Source organism: Ensifer sp. YR511, from assembly GCF_900103045.1.
Lineage (GTDB): Bacteria > Pseudomonadota > Alphaproteobacteria > Rhizobiales > Rhizobiaceae > Ensifer > Ensifer adhaerens.
Genome location: NZ_FNGR01000002.1, coordinates 61,151 through 82,343, shown reverse-complemented (window position 1 = coordinate 82,343; position 21,193 = coordinate 61,151). Strand labels below are relative to the sequence as shown.

Sequence of the window (21,193 nt, the reverse complement as noted above, 5' to 3'; positions counted from 1 at the left end):
GGAACGAGATATGGACATCATACCCGGTGGATCGAGACCTTCGATGCGCGCCCCGGCGGAATACTTCACTGGCACGGTACGCCAGGACCCGGTGATCGAGGCCGCAGACCCGGCGCGCGTCCGCGCTGTCAGCGTCACCTTCGAACCCGGCGCTCGGACGGCCTGGCATACGCACCCGCTCGGCCAGACCCTGGTTGTCACCGCCGGCCGTGGTCTCGTGCAAAGCTGGGGTGGCCCTGTGCAAGAGATTCGTATGGGCGATGTCGTCTGGTTCCCGCCGGGCGAAAAGCACTGGCACGGTGCAGCACCCGATACGGCCATGGTGCATCTTGCGATTCAGGAAGCGCTCGACGGCAAGGCTGTGGATTGGCTGGAGCATGTCAGCGACGAGCAGTATCGCGGCGGGTAGCGCCGGTGGGCCTATCGATACGTTGGGATTTGGCGGGTTTGCTGCTCCGGCGAGGCTGACGGTGCGGGTATCGCGATCGAGGCCGTCGAATCCCTGATTCCCGACTGTTGACGGCTGAGCTCTAAAGCCAAAGCAATTCGAAGCGGCAGGCCTATCGCAAACGCGAACAGCAATTTGAGCAGATTTGGTGATTATTTTCTGTGGGAGAAAATGGTGGGCGATGAGAGACTCGAACTCCCGACATCCTCGGTGTAAACGAGGCGCTCTACCAACTGAGCTAATCGCCCTTCCGCGTTTGGACCGGATCAGTCCGCCGCGTCGGTGGCCGTGATCTAGGCGTAACCGAAAAAAACCGCAAGAGCATTTGTATCGTTTTTATGATTTTTTTTGTTGGCGCTTGCGCGACACCCTGAAACTGCGGGCTTCGTGCTTGTGGACAAAATGCGCGGACGGCGCCTCGGTAACGGCGAACGGGGGAGGGAGGGGAGGCAATCCGGAATCAGCCTCCGTGTACGCGCATCGACGAGTGCGTGTTGGGATAGGTGACGGCGGGCCGGTGGCGGCAGGCGCTATTGGTCCATTCCGATTTCGATCCTTTTATCGCCCTGTGGATCAATTTTCACTCCGTCACGGATTTGTCTTCAAACACGCTTGACACCCCAATCCGAACCGCTTAGTTAGCCGCTCATCGAACGGCGCTGCTGCTCGATGCGGGGCGGAAACGCCTCAACCAAGTCAAGATGATGCGGGTGTAGCTCAGTCGGTTAGAGTGCCGGCCTGTCACGCCGGAGGTCGCGGGTTCGAGCCCCGTCACTCGCGCCATTTTTTCTCTGGCTTTTCCTTGTCGTTCTCAACGAGGGCCGATGGTGATACTAATGATCGTTCGCGGTCATCATGCGCGGGTGTAGCTCAGTCGGTTAGAGTGCCGGCCTGTCACGCCGGAGGTCGCGGGTTCGAGCCCCGTCACTCGCGCCATTTCTTCTCTCCGTCCTTCCTGTGAATTGCGCCGGCCCTAGGGCCGGATTGTGCGCTGCGGCAATCTGTCTCGTCTCGCTTTGTTTTACCGTAAAGTTCGCGTCGGCCTGCGAATCCGCGCTTTGTCGGTATCACCCGTCCGATCCTGTGTTGCGAAGCGGTTTAAATGGCCCCTCAAGGCTTGCGCGACGGCGCGGGCTGCGCTAACCACTCCGGCGTTGCAACATATTTTTCGGCCTGCGAGATTTGTTGTTCTGGCGCTCTCCCATGCGCCCTCCCGCAGGCAGGGACGGATAACAATGACTGAACTTCTCGGTTCCTACGTTCCGATCGCGATTTTCATTGGAATCGCATTGGTGATCGGTGTGGCGCTTCTGATTGCTCCCTTCGCCGTCGCCTTCAAGGCTCCTGATTCGGAAAAGCTGTCGGCCTACGAGTGCGGCTTCAATGCGTTCGATGACGCCCGCATGAAGTTCGACATCCGCTTCTATCTCGTGTCGATCCTCTTCATCATCTTCGACCTCGAAGTTGCCTTCCTCTTTCCTTGGGCGGTTTCGTTCCATGAATTGGGCTGGTTCGGCTTCTGGTCAATGATGGTCTTCCTCGGAGTGCTGACGATCGGCTTTATCTATGAATGGAAGAAGGGAGCGCTGGAATGGAACTGACCTCCGGCACCACGCTCGTTGCGCCCAAGCCGAAAGGGATCATCGATCCCTCCACCGGCAAGCCGATTGGCAGCAATGATGCATTCTTCGGCGAGATCAACAATGAGCTCGCCGACAAGGGTTTTCTGGTCACCTCGACCGACGAGCTCATCAATTGGGCCCGTACCGGTTCGCTGATGTGGATGACCTTCGGTCTCGCCTGCTGCGCGGTCGAAATGATGCAGATGTCCATGCCGCGCTACGACGCCGAACGCTTCGGTTTTGCGCCGCGCGCCTCGCCGCGCCAGTCCGACGTCATGATCGTCGCTGGCACGCTGACCAACAAGATGGCGCCTGCGCTCCGCAAGGTCTATGACCAGATGCCGGAGCCGCGTTACGTCATCTCGATGGGTTCGTGCGCCAATGGCGGCGGCTACTACCACTATTCCTATTCGGTTGTTCGCGGTTGCGACCGCGTCGTTCCCGTCGACATCTACGTGCCAGGCTGTCCTCCCACGGCAGAAGCGCTGCTTTATGGCGTGCTCCTGCTGCAGAAGAAGATCCGCCGGACCGGCACGATCGAGCGCTAAGGGCAGGGGGTCTTTGATATGAGTGAAGCCCTGAATGAGCTTGCGTCCTACCTGCGCGAAACGCGCGGTGCGCTGATCTCCGACGCATCGCTGGCCTATGGCGAGCTGACGCTGACGACGACGTCGGCGAACCTGATCGCGCTGCTTACGTTCCTTCGTGACGATGTGCAGTGCGCCTTCGTCAATTTCGTCGATGTCTGCGGCGTCGACTGGCCGCAGCGGCCGGACCGTTTCGACGTTGTCTATCATCTCTTGTCGCCGCGCCAGAACCTGCGCGTGCGCGTCAAGGTCGCAACCGGCGAGAACGAGCCGGTTCCGTCGGCAACGCCGGTCTATCCCGGTGCCGACTGGTTCGAGCGCGAAGCCTACGATATGTACGGCATCCTGTTTACCGGCCATCCTGACCTGCGTCGCATCCTGACGGACTACGGTTTCGAAGGACATCCGCTGCGCAAGGACTTCCCGGTCACCGGTTTTGTCGAGGTGCGTTACGATGACGAAGCAAAGCGCGTCGTCTACGAACCCGTCGAACTGAAGCAGGAATTCCGCAACTTCGACTTCCTCTCTCCCTGGGAAGGCACGGACTACGTGCTGCCCGGCGACGAGAAGGCGAAAGCACGGTGAGACTAAGTGGTCCGCGGTAGCCGGTGAACGGCTGCCGTCCGACCTGGAGCAATCGGTATGACCGAACATAACGTCCGCAACTTCAACATCAACTTTGGTCCGCAGCATCCGGCGGCGCACGGCGTTCTTCGTCTGGTGCTCGAGCTTGATGGCGAAATCGTCGAGCGCGTCGATCCGCATATCGGCCTGCTGCATCGCGGTACCGAAAAGCTGATCGAGACCAAGACCTACCTGCAGGCCGTGCCCTATTTCGACCGCCTCGACTATGTGGCGCCGATGAACCAGGAGCATGCCTACGCGCTGGCGATCGAGAAGCTGACGGCGACCGAAGTTCCGATCCGCGGCCAGCTCATCCGCGTCCTCTATTCGGAAATCGGCCGCATCCTCTCGCATCTTCTGAACGTCACGACGCAGGCCATGGACGTCGGCGCGCTGACGCCGCCGCTCTGGGGCTTTGAAGAGCGCGAAAAGCTGATGGTGTTCTACGAGCGTGCCTGCGGCGCGCGCATGCACTCGGCCTACTTCCGTCCGGGCGGCGTCCACCAGGACCTCCCGCACGAACTCGTCGAAGACATCGGCAAGTGGATCGATCCGTTCCTGAAGACCGTCGACGACATCGACGAACTCTTGACCGGCAACCGCATCTTCAAGCAGCGCAACGTCGACATCGGCGTCGTCAAGCTCGACGATGCCTGGGCCTGGGGCTTCTCGGGCGTGATGGTGCGTGGCTCGGGCGCTGCCTGGGACCTGCGTCGTTCGCAGCCCTATGAGTGCTATTCGGATCTCGAGTTCGATATCCCGATCGGCAAGAACGGCGACTGCTTCGACCGTTATCTGATCCGTATGATCGAAATGCGCCAGTCGGCCCGCATCATGCGCCAGTGCGTCGATCGCCTGCTCGGCGATGCCAAGGTCGGCCCGGTTTCGTCGCTCGACGGCAAGATCGTTCCGCCGAAGCGCGGCGAGATGAAGCGTTCGATGGAAGCGCTCATCCACCACTTCAAGCTCTATACCGAAGGCTACCACGTGCCGGCCGGCGAAGTTTACGCCGCCGTCGAAGCGCCGAAGGGCGAATTCGGCGTCTATCTCGTCTCCGACGGCACCAACAAGCCCTATCGCTGCAAGATCCGTGCCCCAGGTTATGCGCATCTGCAGGCGATGGATTTCCTCTGTCGGGGACACCAGCTTGCCGACGTTTCGGCCGTGCTGGGCTCCCTCGATATCGTGTTCGGTGAGGTGGACCGCTGATGCGTCTCGCGCCCCTGGCCACGCTCGCTCTTCTCGCGCTTGCATCGACCGTTTCTGCACAGGAGCAGGTCGAAAGCGGCGCGACGTCGGGCGGCATGCGCGGGGGCTCGATGGCCGATCTCGTTGCCAAGGGCTACGAGATCAAGGCCGCGGTCGCCAATGGCACGCGCTACATCGTATTTTTGCAGAAAGACCAGTCAGCCTATGCCTGTGAGTTCGTCTCGGTGACGAAATCGCGGTGCGGTTCGATTAACTGATAAGGTGTCCACTAGAATGTCCGTTCGTCGACTAGCCGAAGACACCGTCCAGCCAGCGAGCTTTGCCTTCAGCAAGGAGAACGCCGCCTGGGCGAAGGAAACGATCAATAAGTACCCCAAGGGTCGTGAGCAGTCTGCCGTCATCCCGTTGTTGATGCGCGCTCAGGACCAGGACGGCTGGGTCACGAAGGCCGCCATCGAGTCGATCGCGGACATGCTCGGCATGCCGTACATCCGCGCGCTCGAAGTTGCGACCTTCTACACCCAGTTCCAGTTGAAGCCGGTCGGCACGCGCGCCCACATTCAGGTTTGCGGTACGACGCCCTGCATGCTGCGTGGCGCCGAAGACCTGATCAAGGTTTGCAAGAGCAAGATTGCCCATGATCCCTTCACCCTGAACGAGAGTGGCACGCTTTCCTGGGAAGAAGTCGAATGTCAGGGCGCCTGCGTCAACGCGCCGATGGTCATGATCTTCAAGGACACCTTCGAAGACCTGACGCCCGAGCAGCTCGAGCAGATCATCGACCGTTTCGAAGCAGGCAAGGGTGCTGAAGTCACCCCCGGTCCGCAGATCGATCGCATCTATTCGGCTCCGGAAGGCGGCCCGACGACCCTCATGCTTGGGGATGCTGCTCCGGCCAAGGCTGCGGCCAGCGCCGCCAAGAAGGTGAGCGATGCTCCGGCCGTCTCCGTGCCGCCGTCGAATGCCGGCCGCGCCAAGACCGCGTCGGCCGTGACCGACGCATCGCTGAAGACCCCGGCGACGGCAAAGGCGGAAGCCGCTGCCAACGCCAAGGTCGAAGGCGACACTGTCGACAAGTCGAAGCCGGCCAAGGCTGCTGCCGTTTCCGTCAAGCCGTCGCTGGAGGACAAGAACCGTCCGGCCGGCATCGAGAAGCCGGCAGCGACCGACGACCTCAAGCTGATCTCGGGCGTCGGTCCGAAGATCGAGGGTACGCTCAACGAACTGGGCATCTACACCTACGCGCAAGTTGCTTCGTGGAAGAAGGCGGAGCGCGAGTGGGTCGACGGATACCTGAATTTCAAGGGCCGCATCGAACGCGACGACTGGGTCAAGCAGGCCAAGGCGCTCGCCAAGGGCGGCGAAGCCGAATACATCAAGGTCTTCGGCAAGAAGCCGCGGTAAAGAGGTGAATTATGCTCAGAGATGAAGACCGCATCTTTACCAATATCTACGGCCTCAAGGACAAGTCCCTGAAGGGCGCCATGGCGCGCGGCCACTGGGACGGCACCAAGCAGCTGCTCGAAAAGGGCCGTGACTGGATCGTCAACGAAGTGAAGGCTTCCGGCCTTCGCGGTCGTGGCGGCGCCGGCTTCCCGACGGGCCTCAAGTGGTCCTTCATGCCGAAGGAAAGCGACGGCCGTCCGCATTACCTCGTCGTCAATGCCGACGAGTCCGAGCCCGGCACCTGCAAGGACCGTGACATCATGCGTCACGATCCGCATACGCTGATCGAAGGCTGCGTCATCGCCAGCTTCGCCATGGGTGCCCATGTCGCCTACATCTACGTCCGCGGCGAATTCGTCCGCGAGCGCGAGGCGCTGCAGGCGGCGATCGACGAGTGCTACGCCTATGGCCTGCTCGGCAAGAACAACAAGCTCGGCTACGACATCGACATCTACGTGCACCATGGTGCCGGCGCCTACATCTGTGGCGAAGAGACGGCGCTGCTCGAAAGCCTTGAAGGCAAGAAGGGCCAGCCGCGCCTGAAGCCACCGTTCCCGGCCAACATGGGCCTCTACGGCTGCCCGACGACCGTCAACAACGTCGAGTCGATCGCGGTAACCCCGACGATCCTGCGCCGCGGCGCCGGCTGGTACACGAGTTTCGGTCGCCCGAACAACCACGGCACCAAGCTCTATTCGGTATCCGGTCACGTCAACCGCCCGTGCACGGTCGAAGACGCGATGTCGATCCCGTTCCATGAGCTGATCGAAAAGCACTGTGGCGGCATTCGCGGCGGCTGGGACAACCTGCTCGCCGTCATTCCCGGCGGTTCGTCCGTTCCTTGCGTGCCCGGCGCGCAGATGAAGGACGCGATCATGGATTTCGACGGTCTGCGCGAGGTCGGTTCCAGTCTTGGAACCGCCGCCGTCATCGTGATGGACAGGTCGACCGACATCATCAAGGCGATCTGGCGTCTCTCGGCCTTCTACAAGCACGAGAGCTGCGGTCAGTGCACGCCGTGCCGCGAAGGCACCGGCTGGATGATGCGCGTCATGGAACGCATGGTTCAGGGCCGCGCCCAGAAGCGCGAAATCGACATGCTGTTCGACGTCACCAAGCAGGTGGAAGGCCACACGATCTGCGCGCTCGGCGACGCAGCTGCCTGGCCGATCCAGGGTCTGATCAAGCATTTCCGTCCGGAAATGGAAAAGCGCATCGACGAATATACGCGCAATGCGTCGTCGCATGGCGCGGTTCTGGAAGCGGCGGAGTAACCCGACGATGGCCGGCGCACGCGAAGAGGGACAGATGAAGGGACAGGCCGAAGCAGGCATTCCGTTCGCACGTCCGCTTGGCGGCGATCCGGCCGACCCGTTCGGCATGGGCGAATGGATGAAGGGCCTTTCACAGGTGCCGCTGCATCCGCTGATGGTTCACCCGGCAGCCGCAGTTGCAGCAGCGACCGCGATCGGCTTCGGTCTCACGACCCAGATTGCAGGCGCCATGATCGGCGCGATGCAAGGGGCCGTCGAGGCGGCGCAGAAGCGGGCAGAGCCCGCATCGTCTGACACGACGACTGCCGTTGTCGCAAAGACGGTGCAGGCCGACGCAAAGCCGGAACCGGTCGCCAAGCCGTCCGCACCTGCCAAGCGCGCAGCCGCAAAGCCGGTGGTCGAGAAGGTTGCCGCTCAAAAGGTGGTCAAGGTTCGCGCGACGCGCGCCAAGGCGAAAGCCACCGACGACCTCAAGCGGATCTCCGGCATCGGCCCGAAGCTCGAGCAGGTGCTGAACGCGAAGGGCATCAGCGGCTTTGCCGACATCGCCGGTTGGAGCGAGGCGGATGTCGCCCGCTTCGACGACGAACTCGGTTTCGGCGGGCGGATCAAGCGGGACGATTGGGTTGGACAGGCCAAGGCGCTGAAAGGCGCTTGAGACAACAGGGCGGGGACCGGGGACGGCCATCGCCCGCAAGCAGCAAGGCTGTGTTGGAATTGTGCGTCGCCGATGGGCCGACGGACGGAAGACAGGATTGAGTACGAAGATGGCAAAGCTGAAAGTCGACGGAAAAGAGATCGAGGTACCGGATCATTTCACGCTGCTTCAGGCGTGCGAAGAGGCCGGGGCTGAAGTTCCGCGCTTCTGTTTCCACGAGCGGCTTTCGGTCGCCGGCAACTGCCGCATGTGTCTGATCGAGGTGAAGGGAGGGCCGCCCAAGCCCGCCGCTTCCTGCGCCATGGGCGTGCGCGACCTCCGTCCGGGCCCGAACGGCGAAGCGCCGGAAGTCTTCACGACCACGCCGATGGTCAAGAAGGCGCGCGAAGGCGTGATGGAATTCCTGCTGATCAACCATCCGCTCGACTGCCCGATCTGTGACCAGGGCGGCGAATGCGACCTGCAGGACCAGGCCATGGCCTTCGGTATCGACAGCTCGCGCTACCAGGAAAACAAGCGCGCCGTCGAAGACAAGTATATCGGCCCGCTCGTCAAGACCGTGATGAACCGCTGCATTCACTGCACGCGCTGCGTTCGCTTCACGACCGAAGTTGCCGGCATTGCCGAACTTGGCCTGATCGGCCGCGGCGAAGACGCCGAGATCACCACCTATCTCGAGCAGGCGATGACCTCCGAGCTGCAGGGCAACGTTGTTGACCTCTGCCCGGTCGGTGCGCTGACCTCGAAGCCGTTTGCCTTCACCGCCCGTCCGTGGGAGCTGAACAAGACCGAATCCATCGACGTGATGGACGCGCTCGGTTCGGCGATCCGCGTCGATACCCGTGGCCGCGAAGTCATGCGCATCATGCCGCGCGTCAACGAGGACATCAACGAAGAGTGGATCTCCGACAAGAGCCGCTTCATCTGGGACGGCCTGAAGACGCAGCGCCTCGATCGTCCATACGTCAAGAAGGACGGCCGTCTGCAGCCGGCAACGTGGGGCGAAGCATTCCAGGCGGTCAAGGCTGCCGTCGCCCAGACTTCCGGCGACAAGATCGGCGCCATTGCCGGCGACCTCGCTTCGGTCGAAGAAATGTACGCGCTGAAGCAGCTGATCGCAGCGCTCGGCTCCGAGAGTGTCGACTGCCGCCAGGATGGCGCCGCACTCGACCCGTCGCTCGGTCGCGCCAGCTACCTCTTCAACCCCACGATCGCTGGCATCGAAAGCGCTGACGCGCTGCTGATCATCGGCTCCAATCCGCGCTTTGAGGCTTCGGTTCTCAACGCTCGCATCCGCAAGCGCTACCGCATGGGCAACTTCCCGATCGCCGTGATCGGCGAGCCGGGCGAACTGCGTTACGAATACGAGTATCTCGGCGCCGGCACCGAAACGCTCGCCGAGCTCGTCTCGGGCAAGGGCAAGTTTGCAGCGACCTTGAAGAAGGCGCAGCGCCCGATGATCCTCATCGGCCAGGGTGCTGTTGCAGGGGAGGGCGGCGCTGCCGTTCTTTCTGCCGCCGCCAAGCTCGCAGGCGCCGTCGGTGCGGTTACCGCCGAGTGGAACGGTTTTGCCGTTCTTCACACGGCCGCTTCCCGCGTCGGTGGTCTCGACCTCGGCTTCGTTCCGGGCGCGAACGGCAAGACGGCGGCCGATATGGTCACCGCCTCCGACGTTCTCTTCCTGCTCGGCGCTGACGAGATCGACCTTGCGGAACGCAAGTCCGGCTTCACGGTTTATATCGGCTCGCACGGCGACAACGGCGCACATGCCGCCGACGTCATCCTGCCGGGCGCGACCTACACCGAAAAGTCCGGCACCTGGGTCAACACCGAAGGCCGCGTTCAGGTCGGCAACCGCGCCGGCTTCGCACCGGGCGACGCACGCGAGGACTGGGCGATCATCCGCGCGCTCTCCGACGTGCTCGGCAAGAAGCTGCCCTTTGATTCGCTTGGCGAATTGCGCTCGAAGCTCTATGCGGCCCACCCGCATTTCGCCGATATCGACGCGATCGCGAACGGCAACGGCGACGAAATTGCCGCACTTGGTCAAAAAGCCGGTGAGATGGGCAAATCCGTGTTTGCGTCTCCGGTCAAAGACTTCTATTTGACGAACCCGATAGCGCGCGCATCCGCCGTCATGGCCGAATGCTCGGCTTTGGCACGCAACAATTTCAAAGCTGCGGCGGAATGAGCGCGAGGGAATAGAGTATCATGGACGCTTTCGTTTCGACCTATGTCTGGCCCGCGATCATCATGGTCGCCCAGTCGCTGCTGCTCCTGGTCGCGCTGCTGCTTTTCATCGCCTACATCCTGCTCGCAGACCGTAAGATCTGGGCTGCAGTTCAGCTCCGCCGTGGTCCGAATGTGGTGGGCCCCTGGGGACTTTTCCAGTCCTTCGCCGACCTTTTGAAGTTCGTCTTCAAGGAGCCGGTTATCCCGGCCGGCGCCAACAAGGCGATCTTTCTGCTAGCCCCGCTCGTCTCCGTGACGCTGGCGCTCGCCGCTTGGGCCGTGATCCCGCTCAACGCCGGCTGGGTGATCGCGAACATCAACGTCGGCATCCTCTTCGTGTTCGCCATATCTTCTCTCGAAGTTTATGGCATCATCATGGGCGGCTGGGCGTCGAACTCCAAATATCCCTTCCTCGGCGCGCTTCGCTCCGCAGCTCAGATGGTCTCCTACGAAGTCTCGATCGGCTTCGTTATCGTCACCGTCCTGCTCTGCGTCGGCTCGCTGAACCTGACGGACATCGTCAACGCGCAGTCGAGCGGCATCGGCACCAACCTCGGCCTGCCGGCGTCGTTCCTCGACTGGCATTGGCTGGCGCTGTTCCCGATGTTCATCGTGTTCTTCATTTCGGCGCTGGCCGAAACGAACCGCCCGCCTTTCGACCTTCCCGAAGCGGAATCCGAACTCGTCGCCGGCTTCATGGTCGAGTACGGCTCCACGCCTTACATGATGTTCATGCTCGGCGAATATGCCGCCATCTGCCTGATGTGCGCGCTGACGACGATCCTGTTCCTCGGTGGCTGGCTGCCTCCGGTGGACGTCTGGTTCCTCAACTGGGTACCCGGCATCATCTGGTTCGTGCTGAAGGCATCCTTCGTGTTCTTCATGTTCGCGATGGTGAAGGCCTTCGTGCCGCGTTACCGCTACGACCAGCTGATGCGTCTTGGCTGGAAGGTTTTCCTGCCGATCTCTCTCGCAATGGTCGTGATCACTGCGTTCGTTCTCAAGCTGACGGGAGCCGCATGACGATGGCTCACGTTTGGCAGCATACCGCCGGTCGCTCCCAGGCCGGCAACTCTGGAGGTAAATGATGGCCGGTCTTTCGCAAGCCGTCAGCTCGCTGTTCCTGAAGGAATTCGTCGGCGCGTTCTTTCTGTCGATGCGCTATTTCTTCAAGCCGAAGGCGACGTTGAACTACCCCTTCGAAAAGGGACCGGTCAGCCCGCGCTTCCGCGGCGAGCATGCGCTGCGCCGTTATCCGAACGGTGAAGAGCGTTGCATCGCCTGCAAGCTGTGCGAGGCGATCTGTCCTGCACAGGCCATCACCATCGAAGCCGGCCCGCGCCGCAACGACGGCACACGCCGTACGGTTCGCTACGACATAGACATGGTGAAGTGCATCTATTGCGGTTTCTGCCAGGAAGCCTGTCCGGTCGATGCCATCGTCGAGGGCCCGAACTTCGAGTTCGCCACCGAGACGCGCGAAGAGCTTTACTACGACAAGGACAAGCTCCTCGCCAACGGCGACCGTTGGGAACGGGAAATCGCACGCAACATCGCAATGGACTCGCCCTATCGCTGAGGCCAGAGCGTAGCGCCGCCCCGGGGAGGGCGGTGCATGTGACATAGGTTTGGGCAACGGCCGGACGCGTGTCCGGCTTTGCCTGTGGAGTGGGGCCAGAAGCGCCTCACGCCGTGCAAGACGAAGAAGGCACCGATCATGGGTCTGCAGGTTCTTTTTTTCTATCTCTTTGCCTTCATCGCGGTGGCGTCGGCATTCATGGTCATTGCGGCCAGGAACCCGGTTTATTCGGTTCTGTTCCTGATCCTGACCTTTTTTAACGCGGCAGGTCTGTTCCTGCTGACTGGCGCCGAATTCCTCGCGATGATCCTGCTGGTCGTTTATGTCGGCGCGGTCGCGGTGCTGTTCCTGTTCGTGGTCATGATGCTCGACATCGACTTCGCGGAACTGCGGGCCGGCGTGCTTGAATATGCGCCGGTGGGCGCGCTGATCGGTCTGATCCTTGCAGCCGAGCTCATCATCGTGGTTGGCGGTGCGACGTTCTCGCCTGAGATCGCCAAGTCGATTTCGATGCCGATCCCGGCGGTCGCCGACCGCACGAACACGGCAGCGCTCGGCGACGTGCTCTACACGCACTACGTCTACTTCTTCCAGATCGCCGGCCTGGTCCTGCTCGTCGCCATGATCGGCGCGATCGTGCTGACCCTGCGCCACCGCGAAAACATCAAGCGCCAGAACATCCCGCAGCAGGTTGCCCGCACGCCCGAGACCGCCGTCGAAGTGGTCACGGTCAAGCCCGGCCAGGGCATTTAAGTCGGACGCGAGATCGAGGAACAAAAAAATGGAAATCGGAATTTCCCACTATCTCACCGTCAGCGCCATCCTGTTCACGCTGGGCGTCTTCGGCATCTTCCTGAACCGGAAGAACGTCATCGTCATCCTGATGTCGGTCGAACTCATTCTTCTTGCGGTCAATATCAACATGGTCGCCTTCTCGGCGTTCCTGAATGACATCACTGGCCAGGTCTTTGCCCTGTTCATCCTGACCGTCGCGGCTGCGGAAGCGGCCATCGGACTTGCAATTCTCGTCGTCTTCTACCGCAACCGCGGCTCGATCGCTGTTGAAGACGTCAACATGATGAAGGGCTGATTGGGCTATGGATACCATCATCAAGGCTATCGTCTTCCTGCCTTTGATCGGCTTTCTGATCGCCGGCCTCTTCGGTAGTTCGATCGGCGCCAAGGCATCGGAATATGTCACCAGCGGTCTGATGATCATTGCCGCTGCGCTCTCCTGGTACGTCTTCTTCGACGTCGCCATGGGCCACCAGGAAATGATCAAGGTGTCGGTGCTGCGCTGGATCCAGTCCGGCACCTTCGATGTCGAATGGGCGTTCCGCGTCGATACGCTGACCTCGGTCATGTTCGTGGTCGTCAACACGGTGTCGACCCTCGTGCATGTCTATTCGATCGGCTACATGCACCACGATCCGCATCGTCCGCGCTTCTTTGCCTATCTGTCGCTCTTCACCTTCGCGATGTTGATGCTCATCACGTCGGACAACCTGGTGCAGATGTTCTTCGGCTGGGAAGGCGTGGGTCTTGCGTCCTACCTGCTCATCGGCTTCTGGTACAAGAAGCCGTCGGCCAACGCTGCTGCGATGAAGGCCTTCATCGTCAACCGCGTCGGTGACTTCGGGTTCGCGCTCGGTATCTTCCTGGTCTTCGTGCTGTTCGGCTCGGTCAACCTGGAAACGATCTTCGCTGCCGCCAAGACCTATCTGCCGGCCGAAGGTGCGGGAGCAGGGGAGGCCGTCGTCACCCTGTTCGGCATGCACCTCGACAAGGCTGACGCCATCACCGCCGCATCCCTGCTGCTCTTCATGGGCGCGATGGGCAAGTCGGCGCAGTTCCTGCTGCACACCTGGCTTCCGGACGCCATGGAAGGCCCGACCCCGGTTTCGGCTCTTATCCATGCCGCAACCATGGTTACCGCCGGCGTCTTCCTCGTCGCCCGCATGTCGCCGGTGTTCGAGCTGTCGCCGGATGCGCTGACCGTCGTCACCATCATCGGCGCGATCACCGCCTTCTTCGCGGCGACCGTCGGCCTCGTCCAGAACGACATCAAGCGCGTCATCGCCTATTCGACCTGCTCGCAGCTCGGCTACATGTTCGTGGCCCTCGGCGTCGGTGCCTATGGCGCGGCGATCTTCCACCTGTTCACGCACGCCTTCTTCAAGGCTCTGCTGTTCTTGGGTGCCGGTTCGGTCATCCACGCCGTCGATGGCGAGCAGGACATGCGTTACATGGGCGGTCTCCGGAAGCACATTCCGGTTACCTACTGGATGATGTTCATCGGCACGATCGCACTGACCGGCGTCGGCATCCCTGGCACGATCATCGGTACCGCAGGCTTCTTCTCGAAGGACGCGATCATCGAGTCCGCCTATGCCGCCCACAGCTCGGTTTCCGGTTTCGCCTATGCGCTGCTCGTTGTCGCGGCACTCTTCACCAGCTTCTATTCGTGGCGCCTGACCTTCATGACCTTCCATGGCAAGCCGCGCGCTTCCTCGGATGTCATGCATCACGTGCATGAATCGCCGCAGGTCATGCTGGTGCCGCTCTATATCCTTGGCGTCGGTGCGCTGGTCGCCGGCTTCATCTTCCACGATCACTTCTTCGGCGAAGGCTATGCCGAATTCTGGAAGGGTGCGCTGTTCACCTCGGCGGAAAACGAAATCCTGCATGAGTACCACCACGTGCCGAAGTGGGTTAAGTGGAGCCCGTTTGTCGCCATGGCGCTTGGCCTCTTCACAGCCTGGTACATGTATATCCGCCGGCCGGAACTGCCGAAGTATCTGGCAGAGCAGCACCGTGGCCTCTACCAGTTCCTGCTCAATAAGTGGTACTTCGACGAGCTCTATGACTTCCTGTTCGTACGCTCGGCCAAGTGGCTCGGCACCTTCCTGTGGAAGGAAGGCGACGGTCGCGTGATCGACGGCTACGGCCCGAACGGCATTGCCGCACGTGTGCTCAACGTCACTGACCGCGTTGTCCGCCTGCAGACTGGTTACCTCTATCACTACGCGTTTGCGATGCTGATCGGCATTGCCGCGCTTGTTACTTGGATGATGTTCAGGAGTTCCTTCTGATGACCGATTGGCCCGTACTTTCCGCGGTCACCTTCATGCCGCTCGTCGGCGTCCTGCTTCTCTTGCTCACAAGGGAAGACAGCGCCTACGGCCGCCGGAATATCCTGAACGTTTCGCTGCTGACGACGATCTTCACCTTCGCCGTGTCGGTCTACATCTGGTACCAGTTCGATTCCTCGAACCCGGGCTTCCAGATGATCGAGAAGCACGAGTGGCTCGGCACCGGCATTTCCTACCATCTCGGTGTCGATGGTATCTCGATGCTGTTCGTGGTGCTCTCGGCCTTCCTCATGCCGTTCTGCGTACTGGCGAGCTGGCTGTCGATCGAGAAGCGGCTGAAGGCCTACATGATCGCGTTCCTGGTCCTGGAAACGTTCATGATCGGCGTCTTCGTGTCGCTCGATATCGTGCTCTTCTACGTGTTCTTCGAAGCCGGTCTCATCCCGATGTTCCTCATCATCGGTGTCTGGGGCGGCAAGGACCGCGTTTACGCCAGCTACAAGTTCTTCCTCTATACGCTGCTCGGCTCAGTGCTGATGCTGCTCGCGATCATGGCGATGTACTGGCAGGCCGGTACGACCGACATCACGCAGCTACTGGCCTATAACTTCCCGCGCCAGATGCAGACTTGGCTGTGGCTCGCCTTCTTCGCCTCCTTTGCGGTGAAGATGCCGATGTGGCCGGTCCACACCTGGCTTCCCGACGCACACGTTCAGGCGCCGACGGCGGGCTCGGTCATTCTGGCCGGCGTCTTGCTAAAGCTCGGCGGTTACGGCTTCCTGCGCTTCTCGCTGCCGATGTTCCCGCTGGCCTCAGATTACTTCGCGCCGTTCGTCTTCACGCTTTCGGTCGTCGCCATCATCTACACCTCGCTGGTGGCGCTGATGCAGACCGATATCAAGAAGCTGATCGCCTATTCGTCCGTTGCGCACATGGGCTACGTGACGATGGGTATCTTTGCCGCCAACGTTCAGGGCGTGCAGGGTGCGATCTTCCAGATGCTGTCGCACGGCATTGTCTCCGGCGCGCTCTTCCTTTGCGTCGGCGTTGTCTACGACCGCCTGCACACCCGCGAAATCGCCGCCTATGGCGGCCTCGTAAACAACATGCCGAAGTACGCCGTCGCCTTCATGGTGTTCACCATGGCGAACGTCGGCCTGCCGGGCACGTCCAGCTTCGTCGGCGAAGTCCTGACCCTCGTCGGTGCCTTCCGTGCCAACACCTGGGTTGCGCTCTTTGCGACCTCGGGCGTGATCCTCTCGGCAGCGTACGCCCTCTGGCTTTATCGCCGGGTCGTCTTCGGTGCCCTGGAGAAGGAAAGCCTGAAGTCGTTGCTCGATCTTTCCGGTCGCGAAAAGGCCATCCTTTATCCGCTGGTGATCCTGACGATCTTCTTCGGCGTCTACCCGGCACCGATCTTCGATGCGACCGCGGCCTCCGTGGATCTGCTCGTCAACAACTACTCCGCAGCCCTGCAGGCAGCGCAAAACGTTGCGCTTTCGGTGCAATGACCACAGGACGTGATTGGACATGACTGCTGAAACCCTCCTTGCAAGCCTGCAACTCTCGATCCCCGAGCTGATCCTCGCGGTCGGCGCGATGGCGTTGCTGATGATTGGCGTGTTTTCCGGCGAGAAGTCGGCGTCGACGGTCACCGGTCTTGCGGTTGCCCTCCTGATCATCGCTGGCCTCTGGCTCGTGCTTAAGACCGGTGAAGGCGAAGCCTATGGCGGCGCCTTCCTGTCGGACCCCTTCGCCAAGTTCATGAAGGTTCTGGCCCTGATCGGCTCCATCACCGCCCTGGTGATGACGGTCGGCCATGCGCGCTCCGCCCAGATTGACCGTTTCGAGTTCCCGGTGCTTCTGGTGCTGGCAACGCTCGGCATGCTCTTGATGATCTCGGCCAACGACCTGATCTCGCTCTACCTGTCGCTGGAACTGCAGTCGCTGGCCCTTTATGTCGTCGCTGCCATCAACCGAGACAGCATCCGCTCGACGGAAGCCGGCCTGAAGTACTTCGTCCTCGGTGCGCTTTCTTCGGGCATGCTGCTTTACGGCATGTCGCTGATCTACGGCTTCACCGGCCACACCGGCTTTACCCAGATCGCGGCTGCGCTGACGGCTGAAGGCCGCTCGCTCGGCCTGATCTTCGGGCTGGTTTTCGTACTCGCCGGCCTAGCCTTCAAGATCTCGGCCGTGCCGTTCCACATGTGGACGCCTGACGTTTATGAAGGCGCGCCGACGCCGGTCACCGCCTTCTTCGCGGCGGCACCGAAGGTCGCCGCCATGGCGATCCTCGTTCGCATCGTCATCAACGCCTTCGAGCCTGTCGTTGCAGACTGGCAGCAGATCATCGTCTTCATCTCGATCGCATCGATGCTGCTCGGTGCCTTCGCGGCGATCGGCCAGAAGAACATCAAGCGCCTGATGGCCTATTCCTCGATCGGCCACATGGGCTACGCGCTGGTCGGCCTTGCTGCCGGCTCCATGGCTGGTGTTCGCGGCGTGCTGCTCTACATGCTCATCTACATGGTCATGACGCTTGGCACCTTCGCCTGCATCCTGGCGATGCGCCGCAAGGAAGGCGAAAACGTCGAGAACGTCGACGATCTCGCCGGTCTCTCGCAGACCAACCCCTTCATGGCGACGGTGCTGACCGTCCTGATGTTCTCGCTCGCCGGCATCCCGCCGATGGCAGGCTTCTTCGGGAAGTACTTCGTCTTCATGGCGGCCATTGAAGCCCAGCTCTATGCGCTCGCCATCATCGGCGTTCTCGCATCCGTCGTCGGCGCCTACTACTACCTGCGCGTCATCAAGGTGATGTGGTTCGACGATGCCAAGGGCGAGTTCGCCCGCACCGCCGGCGAACTGCGGCTGGTGTTCGGTCTCTCGGGCCTGTTCGTTCTCGGATACGTGCTCATCGGCGGCCCGCTCGGAAACGCCGCTGAAGTCGCGGCGCGGACCTTCTTTTGATCGCCTTTGAAAGTGGCGGCTGGATCTCGCTCGACGATTTCCGGCACGTCGCTCTCGATGCGGTCGGGTCGACCAACAGTGAATGCCTGGCGCGTGCGCGCCAGGGTGACCCGGGCAATCTCTGGGTCACGGCCATCAGGCAGACCGGCGGGCGCGGACGTCGCGGCCGGGCATGGTTCTCCGAACCGGGCAATCTCTACGCTTCGCTTCTCCTCATCGAGCCGGCACCGGTCGAGTACCTGCACTCTTTGCCGCTCGCTGTCGCCGTCGCCGTTCACAGGGCGATCCGCCAGGTGATGCCGCCGGGTTCGGCGCCGGTGGAGATCAAGTGGCCGAACGACATCCTGATCGACGGCAAGAAGACCTGCGGTATCCTGCTTGAAGGCGAAAGCCTCCCGGACGGGCGCCGGGCGCTGGTCATCGGTTGCGGCATCAACATCGCGGTCCAGCCGGATGAAGGGCTCTATCCCGTGACGTCGCTGGCCAACGAAGGTGCGTCGGTTTCGCCCGACGAACTGTTTGCTCGCCTGTTCCTGACGATGGCGGAGACCCTGCAGGTTTGGGATCGGGGCGCCGGTATCGCTACGACGATCGAACAATGGCGGGCGGCAGCCCGCGGCATCGGTGAAACGATAACCGTGAACCTGCCGGACCGGTCGCTTTCAGGGCGCTTTGCCGGTATTGATGAGGCCGGACGGCTGGTGCTCGACACCGGCAACGGCATGACGCAGGCGATTGCCGCCGGCGACGTATTTTTCGGATAAATTTGGAACAGGGGCGCAACACGACATGGCGCAAGAAGAAGAATTGGTGTTCTTGCCGCTCGGCGGCGTCGGCGAAATCGGCATGAATCTTGGCCTGTACGGCTACGGACGGCCGGGCAGCCGCCAGTGGATCATGGTCGATTGCGGTGTGACTTTCCCGGGGCCAGAGCTCCCGGGGGTCGACCTCGTGCTCCCCGATATCGGCTTTCTCGCCGAAGAGCGCCGCAATCTCAAGGCGATCATCATCACCCATGCGCACGAGGACCACTATGGCGGTCTGAACGACCTGTGGCCCGGTCTCAATGTGCCGGTCTATGCCTCGCCGTTCACGGCAGGCATGCTCGAAGCCAAGCGGGACTTCGAGAAGAGCCGGGGCGAGATCCCCATCACGATCTTTAAGCAGGGCGACCGTATCAATGTCGGCCCCTTCGAGATTGAGGCCGTCGGCGTCAACCACTCGATCCCCGAGCCAATGTCGCTGATCATTCGCACGCCGGTCGGCACCGTGGTTCATACCGGCGACTGGAAGATCGACCTTCACCCGTCGCTCGGACCGTTGACCGACGAGACACGCTTCCGCCAGATCGGCGATGAAGGTGTGCTTGCGCTCGTCTGCGATTCCACCAATGCGATGCGCGACGGCGTTTCGCCGTCGGAGCAGGAGGTTTCCGAAAGCCTGACGAAGATCATCGCCAACGCTGAGGGTCGGGTGGCGATCACGACGTTCTCCTCGAATGTCGGGCGCATCCGCTCGATCGCCGAAGCGGCGGAAGAGGCCGGCAGGGATGTGCTTCTGCTCGGCAGTTCGATGAAGCGGGTCGTCGCCGTCGCTACGGATCTTGGGCTGATGGAAGGCATCAAACCTTTCCTCGCCGAAGACGAGTTCGGCTACGTGCCGCGCGACAAGGTCGTGGTCATCCTGACTGGCAGCCAGGGCGAGCCGCGGGCAGCCCTTGCCAAGATCGCCCGTGACGAGATGCGAAATGTCGCCTTCTCGGCTGGCGACACGGTCGTGTTTTCCTCACGCACGATCCCGGGCAACGAAAAGGCGATCAACGACATCAAGAACGGCCTGGTGGAACAGGGCATCCACATCATCACCGACAGCGAGGCGCTGGTGCACGTATCCGGCCACCCGCGTCGCACCGAGCTGCAGCAGATGTACCAGTGGCTACGGCCGCAGATCCTCGTACCTGTTCATGGCGAGGCGGCGCATCTGACGGCGCATGGCGAACTGGGCCGGCAGTCCGGCATCGCCAGCGTTCCGCGTCTCAGGAACGGCGAAATGCTGCGTCTTGCGCCAGGTCCCGCCGAAGTGATCGACGAAGCGCCCCATGGCCGCATCTACAAGGACGGCAGCCTCATCGGCGATTTCGAGGAGATGGGCATCGGCGAACGCCGCAAGCTCTCCTTCGCCGGCCATGTCGCCGTCAACGTCGTTCTCGACAGCCGCTACGATTTCCTGGGCGACCCGGATATCGTCGCGATCGGCTTGCCGGAGTTCGACGACGAGGGCGAGGACATGGAGGACACGCTCTATGACGCCATTCTTGGCGCCGTCGAGAGCATTCCGCGGGCAAAGCGCAAGGATCTGGCAATGCTGCAGGAGGCGGTCCGCCGCGCCGTGCGCAGCACCGCCAACCAGATCTGGGGCAAGAAGCCGATCGTCACGGTGTTTGTCACCAAAGTCTGATTGGCCGGTCGCCCGTGACCATGTAAGCGGAACCGGACGTCAAAGCGGGAGATCGCAATGCTTGGAAGAGTGAACCACATCGCCATCGCAGTGCCGGATCTTCACTCCGCCGCCGAAAGCTATCGCTCGACGCTCGCCGCCTCCGTCACCGAGCCACAGGCTTTGCCCGAACACGGCGTCACCGTCGTGTTCGTCACGCTTGCAAACACCAAGGTCGAGCTGCTGGAGCCGCTCGGCGAGGGCTCACCGATTGCCGCTTTCCTGGCGAAGAACCCTTCGGGCGGGATGCATCACATCTGCTACGAGGTAGAGAACATCCTGTCGGCGCGCGACGCGTTGCGCGCCGCCGGAGCGCGAGTGTTGGGCGATGGCGAGCCGAAGATCGGCGCCCATGGCAAGCCGGTGCTCTTCCTGCATCCCAAGGATTTTCAGGGTACGCTGATCGAACTCGAAGAGGTGTGACAGTAGATCGCGCGATGCCGGTTTGTGCGATCGGGCGGTCAGCGCTATAAGGCGGACGGAATGTCGCGGAAGTCGCGGCGAAACGCGGGTTGCTCGCTGTCTTGCCGATCGCCTTCACCGGGAGCTTGAAATGCCGCTTTTTTCGACCTTTGCCATCTACTTCATCATCTGGTGGATCACGCTCTTTGCCGTGCTGCCCCTCGGCGTGCGCACTCAGGCTGAAGAAAACAGCGTCGTTCCGGGGAGTGTCGAGAGCGCCCCGGCGAAGTTCAACGCCAAGCGTGTCGTGCTTTTGACGACGGTGATTGCGGCCGTCATTCAACTTGCCTGGTATATCCTGTCCGTCAGGCTCGGCTACGGCATAGATTCCATTCCGCGTTTCTACCCAAAATTTGATTGATAAGTTCATCGCGGCCGCCGCGTGAGCCGGTCGCTCTCAATGCGACATGTTCTGTGCAATTTGATGGGCACATCTGTGCCTTGACGGAGCCTGCGCGCATGCCCGTGGGCAGAACCCGGGCAATTGCAGG

21 protein-coding genes and 3 tRNA genes are annotated in these 21,193 nt (G+C 61.6%); 23 read left to right on the top strand and 1 reads right to left on the bottom strand.

Translation table 11 applies throughout. From position 1 onward, the window contains the following. The first annotated feature begins 10 nt into the window (after positions 1-10). Entirely contained in the window at positions 11-409 is a 399-nt protein-coding gene (locus BLU15_RS04905; RefSeq protein WP_034803594.1) for a (R)-mandelonitrile lyase, read from the top strand. A gap of 211 nt (positions 410-620) precedes the next feature. Here the strand turns inward: BLU15_RS04905 and BLU15_RS04900 are convergent. Next, positions 621-696 (bottom strand) — tRNA-Val (locus BLU15_RS04900). A gap of 458 nt (positions 697-1,154) precedes the next feature. Here BLU15_RS04900 and BLU15_RS04895 point away from each other — a divergent pair. The 22 genes from BLU15_RS04895 (at position 1,155) to BLU15_RS04790 (ending at position 21,063) form a co-directional block, all read left to right on the top strand. Continuing rightward, positions 1,155-1,231, top strand: a tRNA-Asp gene (locus tag BLU15_RS04895). A 76-nt stretch (positions 1,232-1,307) separates the two neighbouring features. Next, a tRNA-Asp gene (locus tag BLU15_RS04890) sits at positions 1,308-1,384 on the top strand. 299 nt (positions 1,385-1,683) lie between these two features. Beyond that, entirely contained in the window at positions 1,684-2,049 is a 366-nt protein-coding gene (locus BLU15_RS04885; RefSeq protein WP_034803593.1) for an NADH-quinone oxidoreductase subunit A, read from the top strand. Then, positions 2,040-2,618: a NuoB/complex I 20 kDa subunit family protein gene (locus tag BLU15_RS04880; RefSeq protein ID WP_034803591.1), complete on the top strand. Its 579-nt coding sequence runs from the start codon at positions 2,040-2,042 to the stop codon at positions 2,616-2,618. Before BLU15_RS04885 ends, BLU15_RS04880 begins: the two co-directional genes overlap by 10 nt. 18 nt (positions 2,619-2,636) lie before the next feature. Next, entirely contained in the window at positions 2,637-3,242 is a 606-nt protein-coding gene (locus BLU15_RS04875) for an NADH-quinone oxidoreductase subunit C (protein ID WP_034803588.1), read from the top strand. A gap of 57 nt (positions 3,243-3,299) precedes the next feature. Beyond that, entirely contained in the window at positions 3,300-4,490 is a 1,191-nt protein-coding gene (locus BLU15_RS04870) for an NADH-quinone oxidoreductase subunit D (protein WP_060522193.1), read from the top strand. Next, the gene (locus tag BLU15_RS04865; protein WP_034803583.1) at positions 4,490-4,747 is read left to right on the top strand and encodes a hypothetical protein; all 258 of its coding nucleotides are present in this window, start codon (positions 4,490-4,492) and stop codon (positions 4,745-4,747) included. Before BLU15_RS04870 ends, BLU15_RS04865 begins: the two co-directional genes overlap by 1 nt. A 16-nt stretch (positions 4,748-4,763) precedes the next feature. Next, the gene (locus BLU15_RS04860; RefSeq protein ID WP_090294524.1) at positions 4,764-5,894 is read left to right on the top strand and encodes an NADH-quinone oxidoreductase subunit E; all 1,131 of its coding nucleotides are present in this window, start codon (positions 4,764-4,766) and stop codon (positions 5,892-5,894) included. Positions 5,895-5,905: 11 nt separating this feature from the next. Beyond that, positions 5,906-7,210 carry an NADH-quinone oxidoreductase subunit NuoF gene (gene nuoF, locus BLU15_RS04855; RefSeq protein WP_057252325.1) on the top strand — a complete coding sequence of 435 codons (1,305 nt, stop codon included), beginning with the start codon at positions 5,906-5,908 and terminating at the stop codon, positions 7,208-7,210. A 7-nt stretch (positions 7,211-7,217) separates the two neighbouring features. After that, complete coding sequence (locus tag BLU15_RS04850; RefSeq protein ID WP_034803576.1) at positions 7,218-7,868, top strand: NADH:ubiquinone oxidoreductase; 651 nt, start codon at positions 7,218-7,220, stop codon at positions 7,866-7,868. Between the two features lie 109 nt (positions 7,869-7,977). Then, positions 7,978-10,059: an NADH-quinone oxidoreductase subunit NuoG gene (gene nuoG, locus BLU15_RS04845; RefSeq protein WP_090294523.1), complete on the top strand. Its 2,082-nt coding sequence runs from the start codon at positions 7,978-7,980 to the stop codon at positions 10,057-10,059. A 20-nt stretch (positions 10,060-10,079) separates the two neighbouring features. After that, on the top strand, positions 10,080-11,123 hold the full coding sequence (nuoH, locus tag BLU15_RS04840) for an NADH-quinone oxidoreductase subunit NuoH (protein ID WP_034803570.1): 1,044 nt from the start codon (positions 10,080-10,082) through the stop codon (positions 11,121-11,123). A gap of 64 nt (positions 11,124-11,187) precedes the next feature. Then, entirely contained in the window at positions 11,188-11,679 is a 492-nt protein-coding gene (gene nuoI, locus BLU15_RS04835) for an NADH-quinone oxidoreductase subunit NuoI (RefSeq protein ID WP_025426590.1), read from the top strand. Positions 11,680-11,817: 138 nt separating this feature from the next. Beyond that, the gene (locus BLU15_RS04830; protein WP_034804235.1) at positions 11,818-12,432 is read left to right on the top strand and encodes an NADH-quinone oxidoreductase subunit J; all 615 of its coding nucleotides are present in this window, start codon (positions 11,818-11,820) and stop codon (positions 12,430-12,432) included. A gap of 28 nt (positions 12,433-12,460) precedes the next feature. Further along, positions 12,461-12,769 carry an NADH-quinone oxidoreductase subunit NuoK gene (nuoK, locus tag BLU15_RS04825; protein ID WP_034803568.1) on the top strand — a complete coding sequence of 103 codons (309 nt, stop codon included), beginning with the start codon at positions 12,461-12,463 and terminating at the stop codon, positions 12,767-12,769. Between the two features lie 7 nt (positions 12,770-12,776). Continuing rightward, complete coding sequence (nuoL, locus tag BLU15_RS04820) at positions 12,777-14,771, top strand: NADH-quinone oxidoreductase subunit L (RefSeq protein ID WP_034803566.1); 1,995 nt, start codon at positions 12,777-12,779, stop codon at positions 14,769-14,771. After that, positions 14,771-16,282 carry an NADH-quinone oxidoreductase subunit M gene (locus BLU15_RS04815; protein ID WP_034803564.1) on the top strand — a complete coding sequence of 504 codons (1,512 nt, stop codon included), beginning with the start codon at positions 14,771-14,773 and terminating at the stop codon, positions 16,280-16,282. The genes nuoL and BLU15_RS04815 overlap by 1 nt, the downstream gene beginning before the upstream one ends. A gap of 19 nt (positions 16,283-16,301) precedes the next feature. Continuing rightward, positions 16,302-17,744, top strand: coding sequence for an NADH-quinone oxidoreductase subunit NuoN (gene nuoN, locus BLU15_RS04810; protein ID WP_034803562.1), 1,443 nt, complete (start codon positions 16,302-16,304; stop codon positions 17,742-17,744). Beyond that, the gene (locus tag BLU15_RS04805; RefSeq protein ID WP_176960272.1) at positions 17,744-18,508 is read left to right on the top strand and encodes a biotin--[acetyl-CoA-carboxylase] ligase; all 765 of its coding nucleotides are present in this window, start codon (positions 17,744-17,746) and stop codon (positions 18,506-18,508) included. Before nuoN ends, BLU15_RS04805 begins: the two co-directional genes overlap by 1 nt. A gap of 25 nt (positions 18,509-18,533) precedes the next feature. Next, positions 18,534-20,201, top strand: a complete 1,668-nt coding sequence (locus tag BLU15_RS04800) for a ribonuclease J (protein ID WP_060580866.1) — start codon at positions 18,534-18,536, stop codon at positions 20,199-20,201. 57 nt (positions 20,202-20,258) lie between these two features. Then, on the top strand, positions 20,259-20,663 hold the full coding sequence (gene mce, locus BLU15_RS04795; RefSeq protein WP_090294521.1) for a methylmalonyl-CoA epimerase: 405 nt from the start codon (positions 20,259-20,261) through the stop codon (positions 20,661-20,663). A gap of 130 nt (positions 20,664-20,793) precedes the next feature. Further along, positions 20,794-21,063 (top strand): DUF1467 family protein, encoded by a 270-nt coding sequence (locus BLU15_RS04790; RefSeq protein WP_034803557.1) that lies wholly within the window; start codon positions 20,794-20,796, stop codon positions 21,061-21,063. Positions 21,064-21,193: the final 130 nt, after the last annotated feature.

Bases quoted from the DNA above. Each gene is read 5' to 3' on its own strand.
- BLU15_RS04905 (WP_034803594.1), top strand. From the start codon at position 11: ATGGACATCATACCCGGTGGATCGAGACCTTCGATGCGCGCCCCGGCG.
- BLU15_RS04885 (WP_034803593.1), top strand. From the start codon at position 1,684: ATGACTGAACTTCTCGGTTCCTACGTTCCGATCGCGATTTTCATTGGA.
- BLU15_RS04880 (WP_034803591.1), top strand. From the start codon at position 2,040: ATGGAACTGACCTCCGGCACCACGCTCGTTGCGCCCAAGCCGAAAGGG.
- BLU15_RS04875 (WP_034803588.1), top strand. From the start codon at position 2,637: ATGAGTGAAGCCCTGAATGAGCTTGCGTCCTACCTGCGCGAAACGCGC.
- BLU15_RS04870 (WP_060522193.1), top strand. From the start codon at position 3,300: ATGACCGAACATAACGTCCGCAACTTCAACATCAACTTTGGTCCGCAG.
- BLU15_RS04865 (WP_034803583.1), top strand. From the start codon at position 4,490: ATGCGTCTCGCGCCCCTGGCCACGCTCGCTCTTCTCGCGCTTGCATCG.
- BLU15_RS04860 (WP_090294524.1), top strand. From the start codon at position 4,764: ATGTCCGTTCGTCGACTAGCCGAAGACACCGTCCAGCCAGCGAGCTTT.
- nuoF (WP_057252325.1), top strand. From the start codon at position 5,906: ATGCTCAGAGATGAAGACCGCATCTTTACCAATATCTACGGCCTCAAG.
- BLU15_RS04850 (WP_034803576.1), top strand. From the start codon at position 7,218: ATGGCCGGCGCACGCGAAGAGGGACAGATGAAGGGACAGGCCGAAGCA.
- nuoG (WP_090294523.1), top strand. From the start codon at position 7,978: ATGGCAAAGCTGAAAGTCGACGGAAAAGAGATCGAGGTACCGGATCAT.
- nuoH (WP_034803570.1), top strand. From the start codon at position 10,080: ATGGACGCTTTCGTTTCGACCTATGTCTGGCCCGCGATCATCATGGTC.
- nuoI (WP_025426590.1), top strand. From the start codon at position 11,188: ATGGCCGGTCTTTCGCAAGCCGTCAGCTCGCTGTTCCTGAAGGAATTC.
- BLU15_RS04830 (WP_034804235.1), top strand. From the start codon at position 11,818: ATGGGTCTGCAGGTTCTTTTTTTCTATCTCTTTGCCTTCATCGCGGTG.
- nuoK (WP_034803568.1), top strand. From the start codon at position 12,461: ATGGAAATCGGAATTTCCCACTATCTCACCGTCAGCGCCATCCTGTTC.
- nuoL (WP_034803566.1), top strand. From the start codon at position 12,777: ATGGATACCATCATCAAGGCTATCGTCTTCCTGCCTTTGATCGGCTTT.
- BLU15_RS04815 (WP_034803564.1), top strand. From the start codon at position 14,771: ATGACCGATTGGCCCGTACTTTCCGCGGTCACCTTCATGCCGCTCGTC.
- nuoN (WP_034803562.1), top strand. From the start codon at position 16,302: ATGACTGCTGAAACCCTCCTTGCAAGCCTGCAACTCTCGATCCCCGAG.
- BLU15_RS04800 (WP_060580866.1), top strand. From the start codon at position 18,534: ATGGCGCAAGAAGAAGAATTGGTGTTCTTGCCGCTCGGCGGCGTCGGC.
- mce (WP_090294521.1), top strand. From the start codon at position 20,259: ATGCTTGGAAGAGTGAACCACATCGCCATCGCAGTGCCGGATCTTCAC.
- BLU15_RS04790 (WP_034803557.1), top strand. From the start codon at position 20,794: ATGCCGCTTTTTTCGACCTTTGCCATCTACTTCATCATCTGGTGGATC.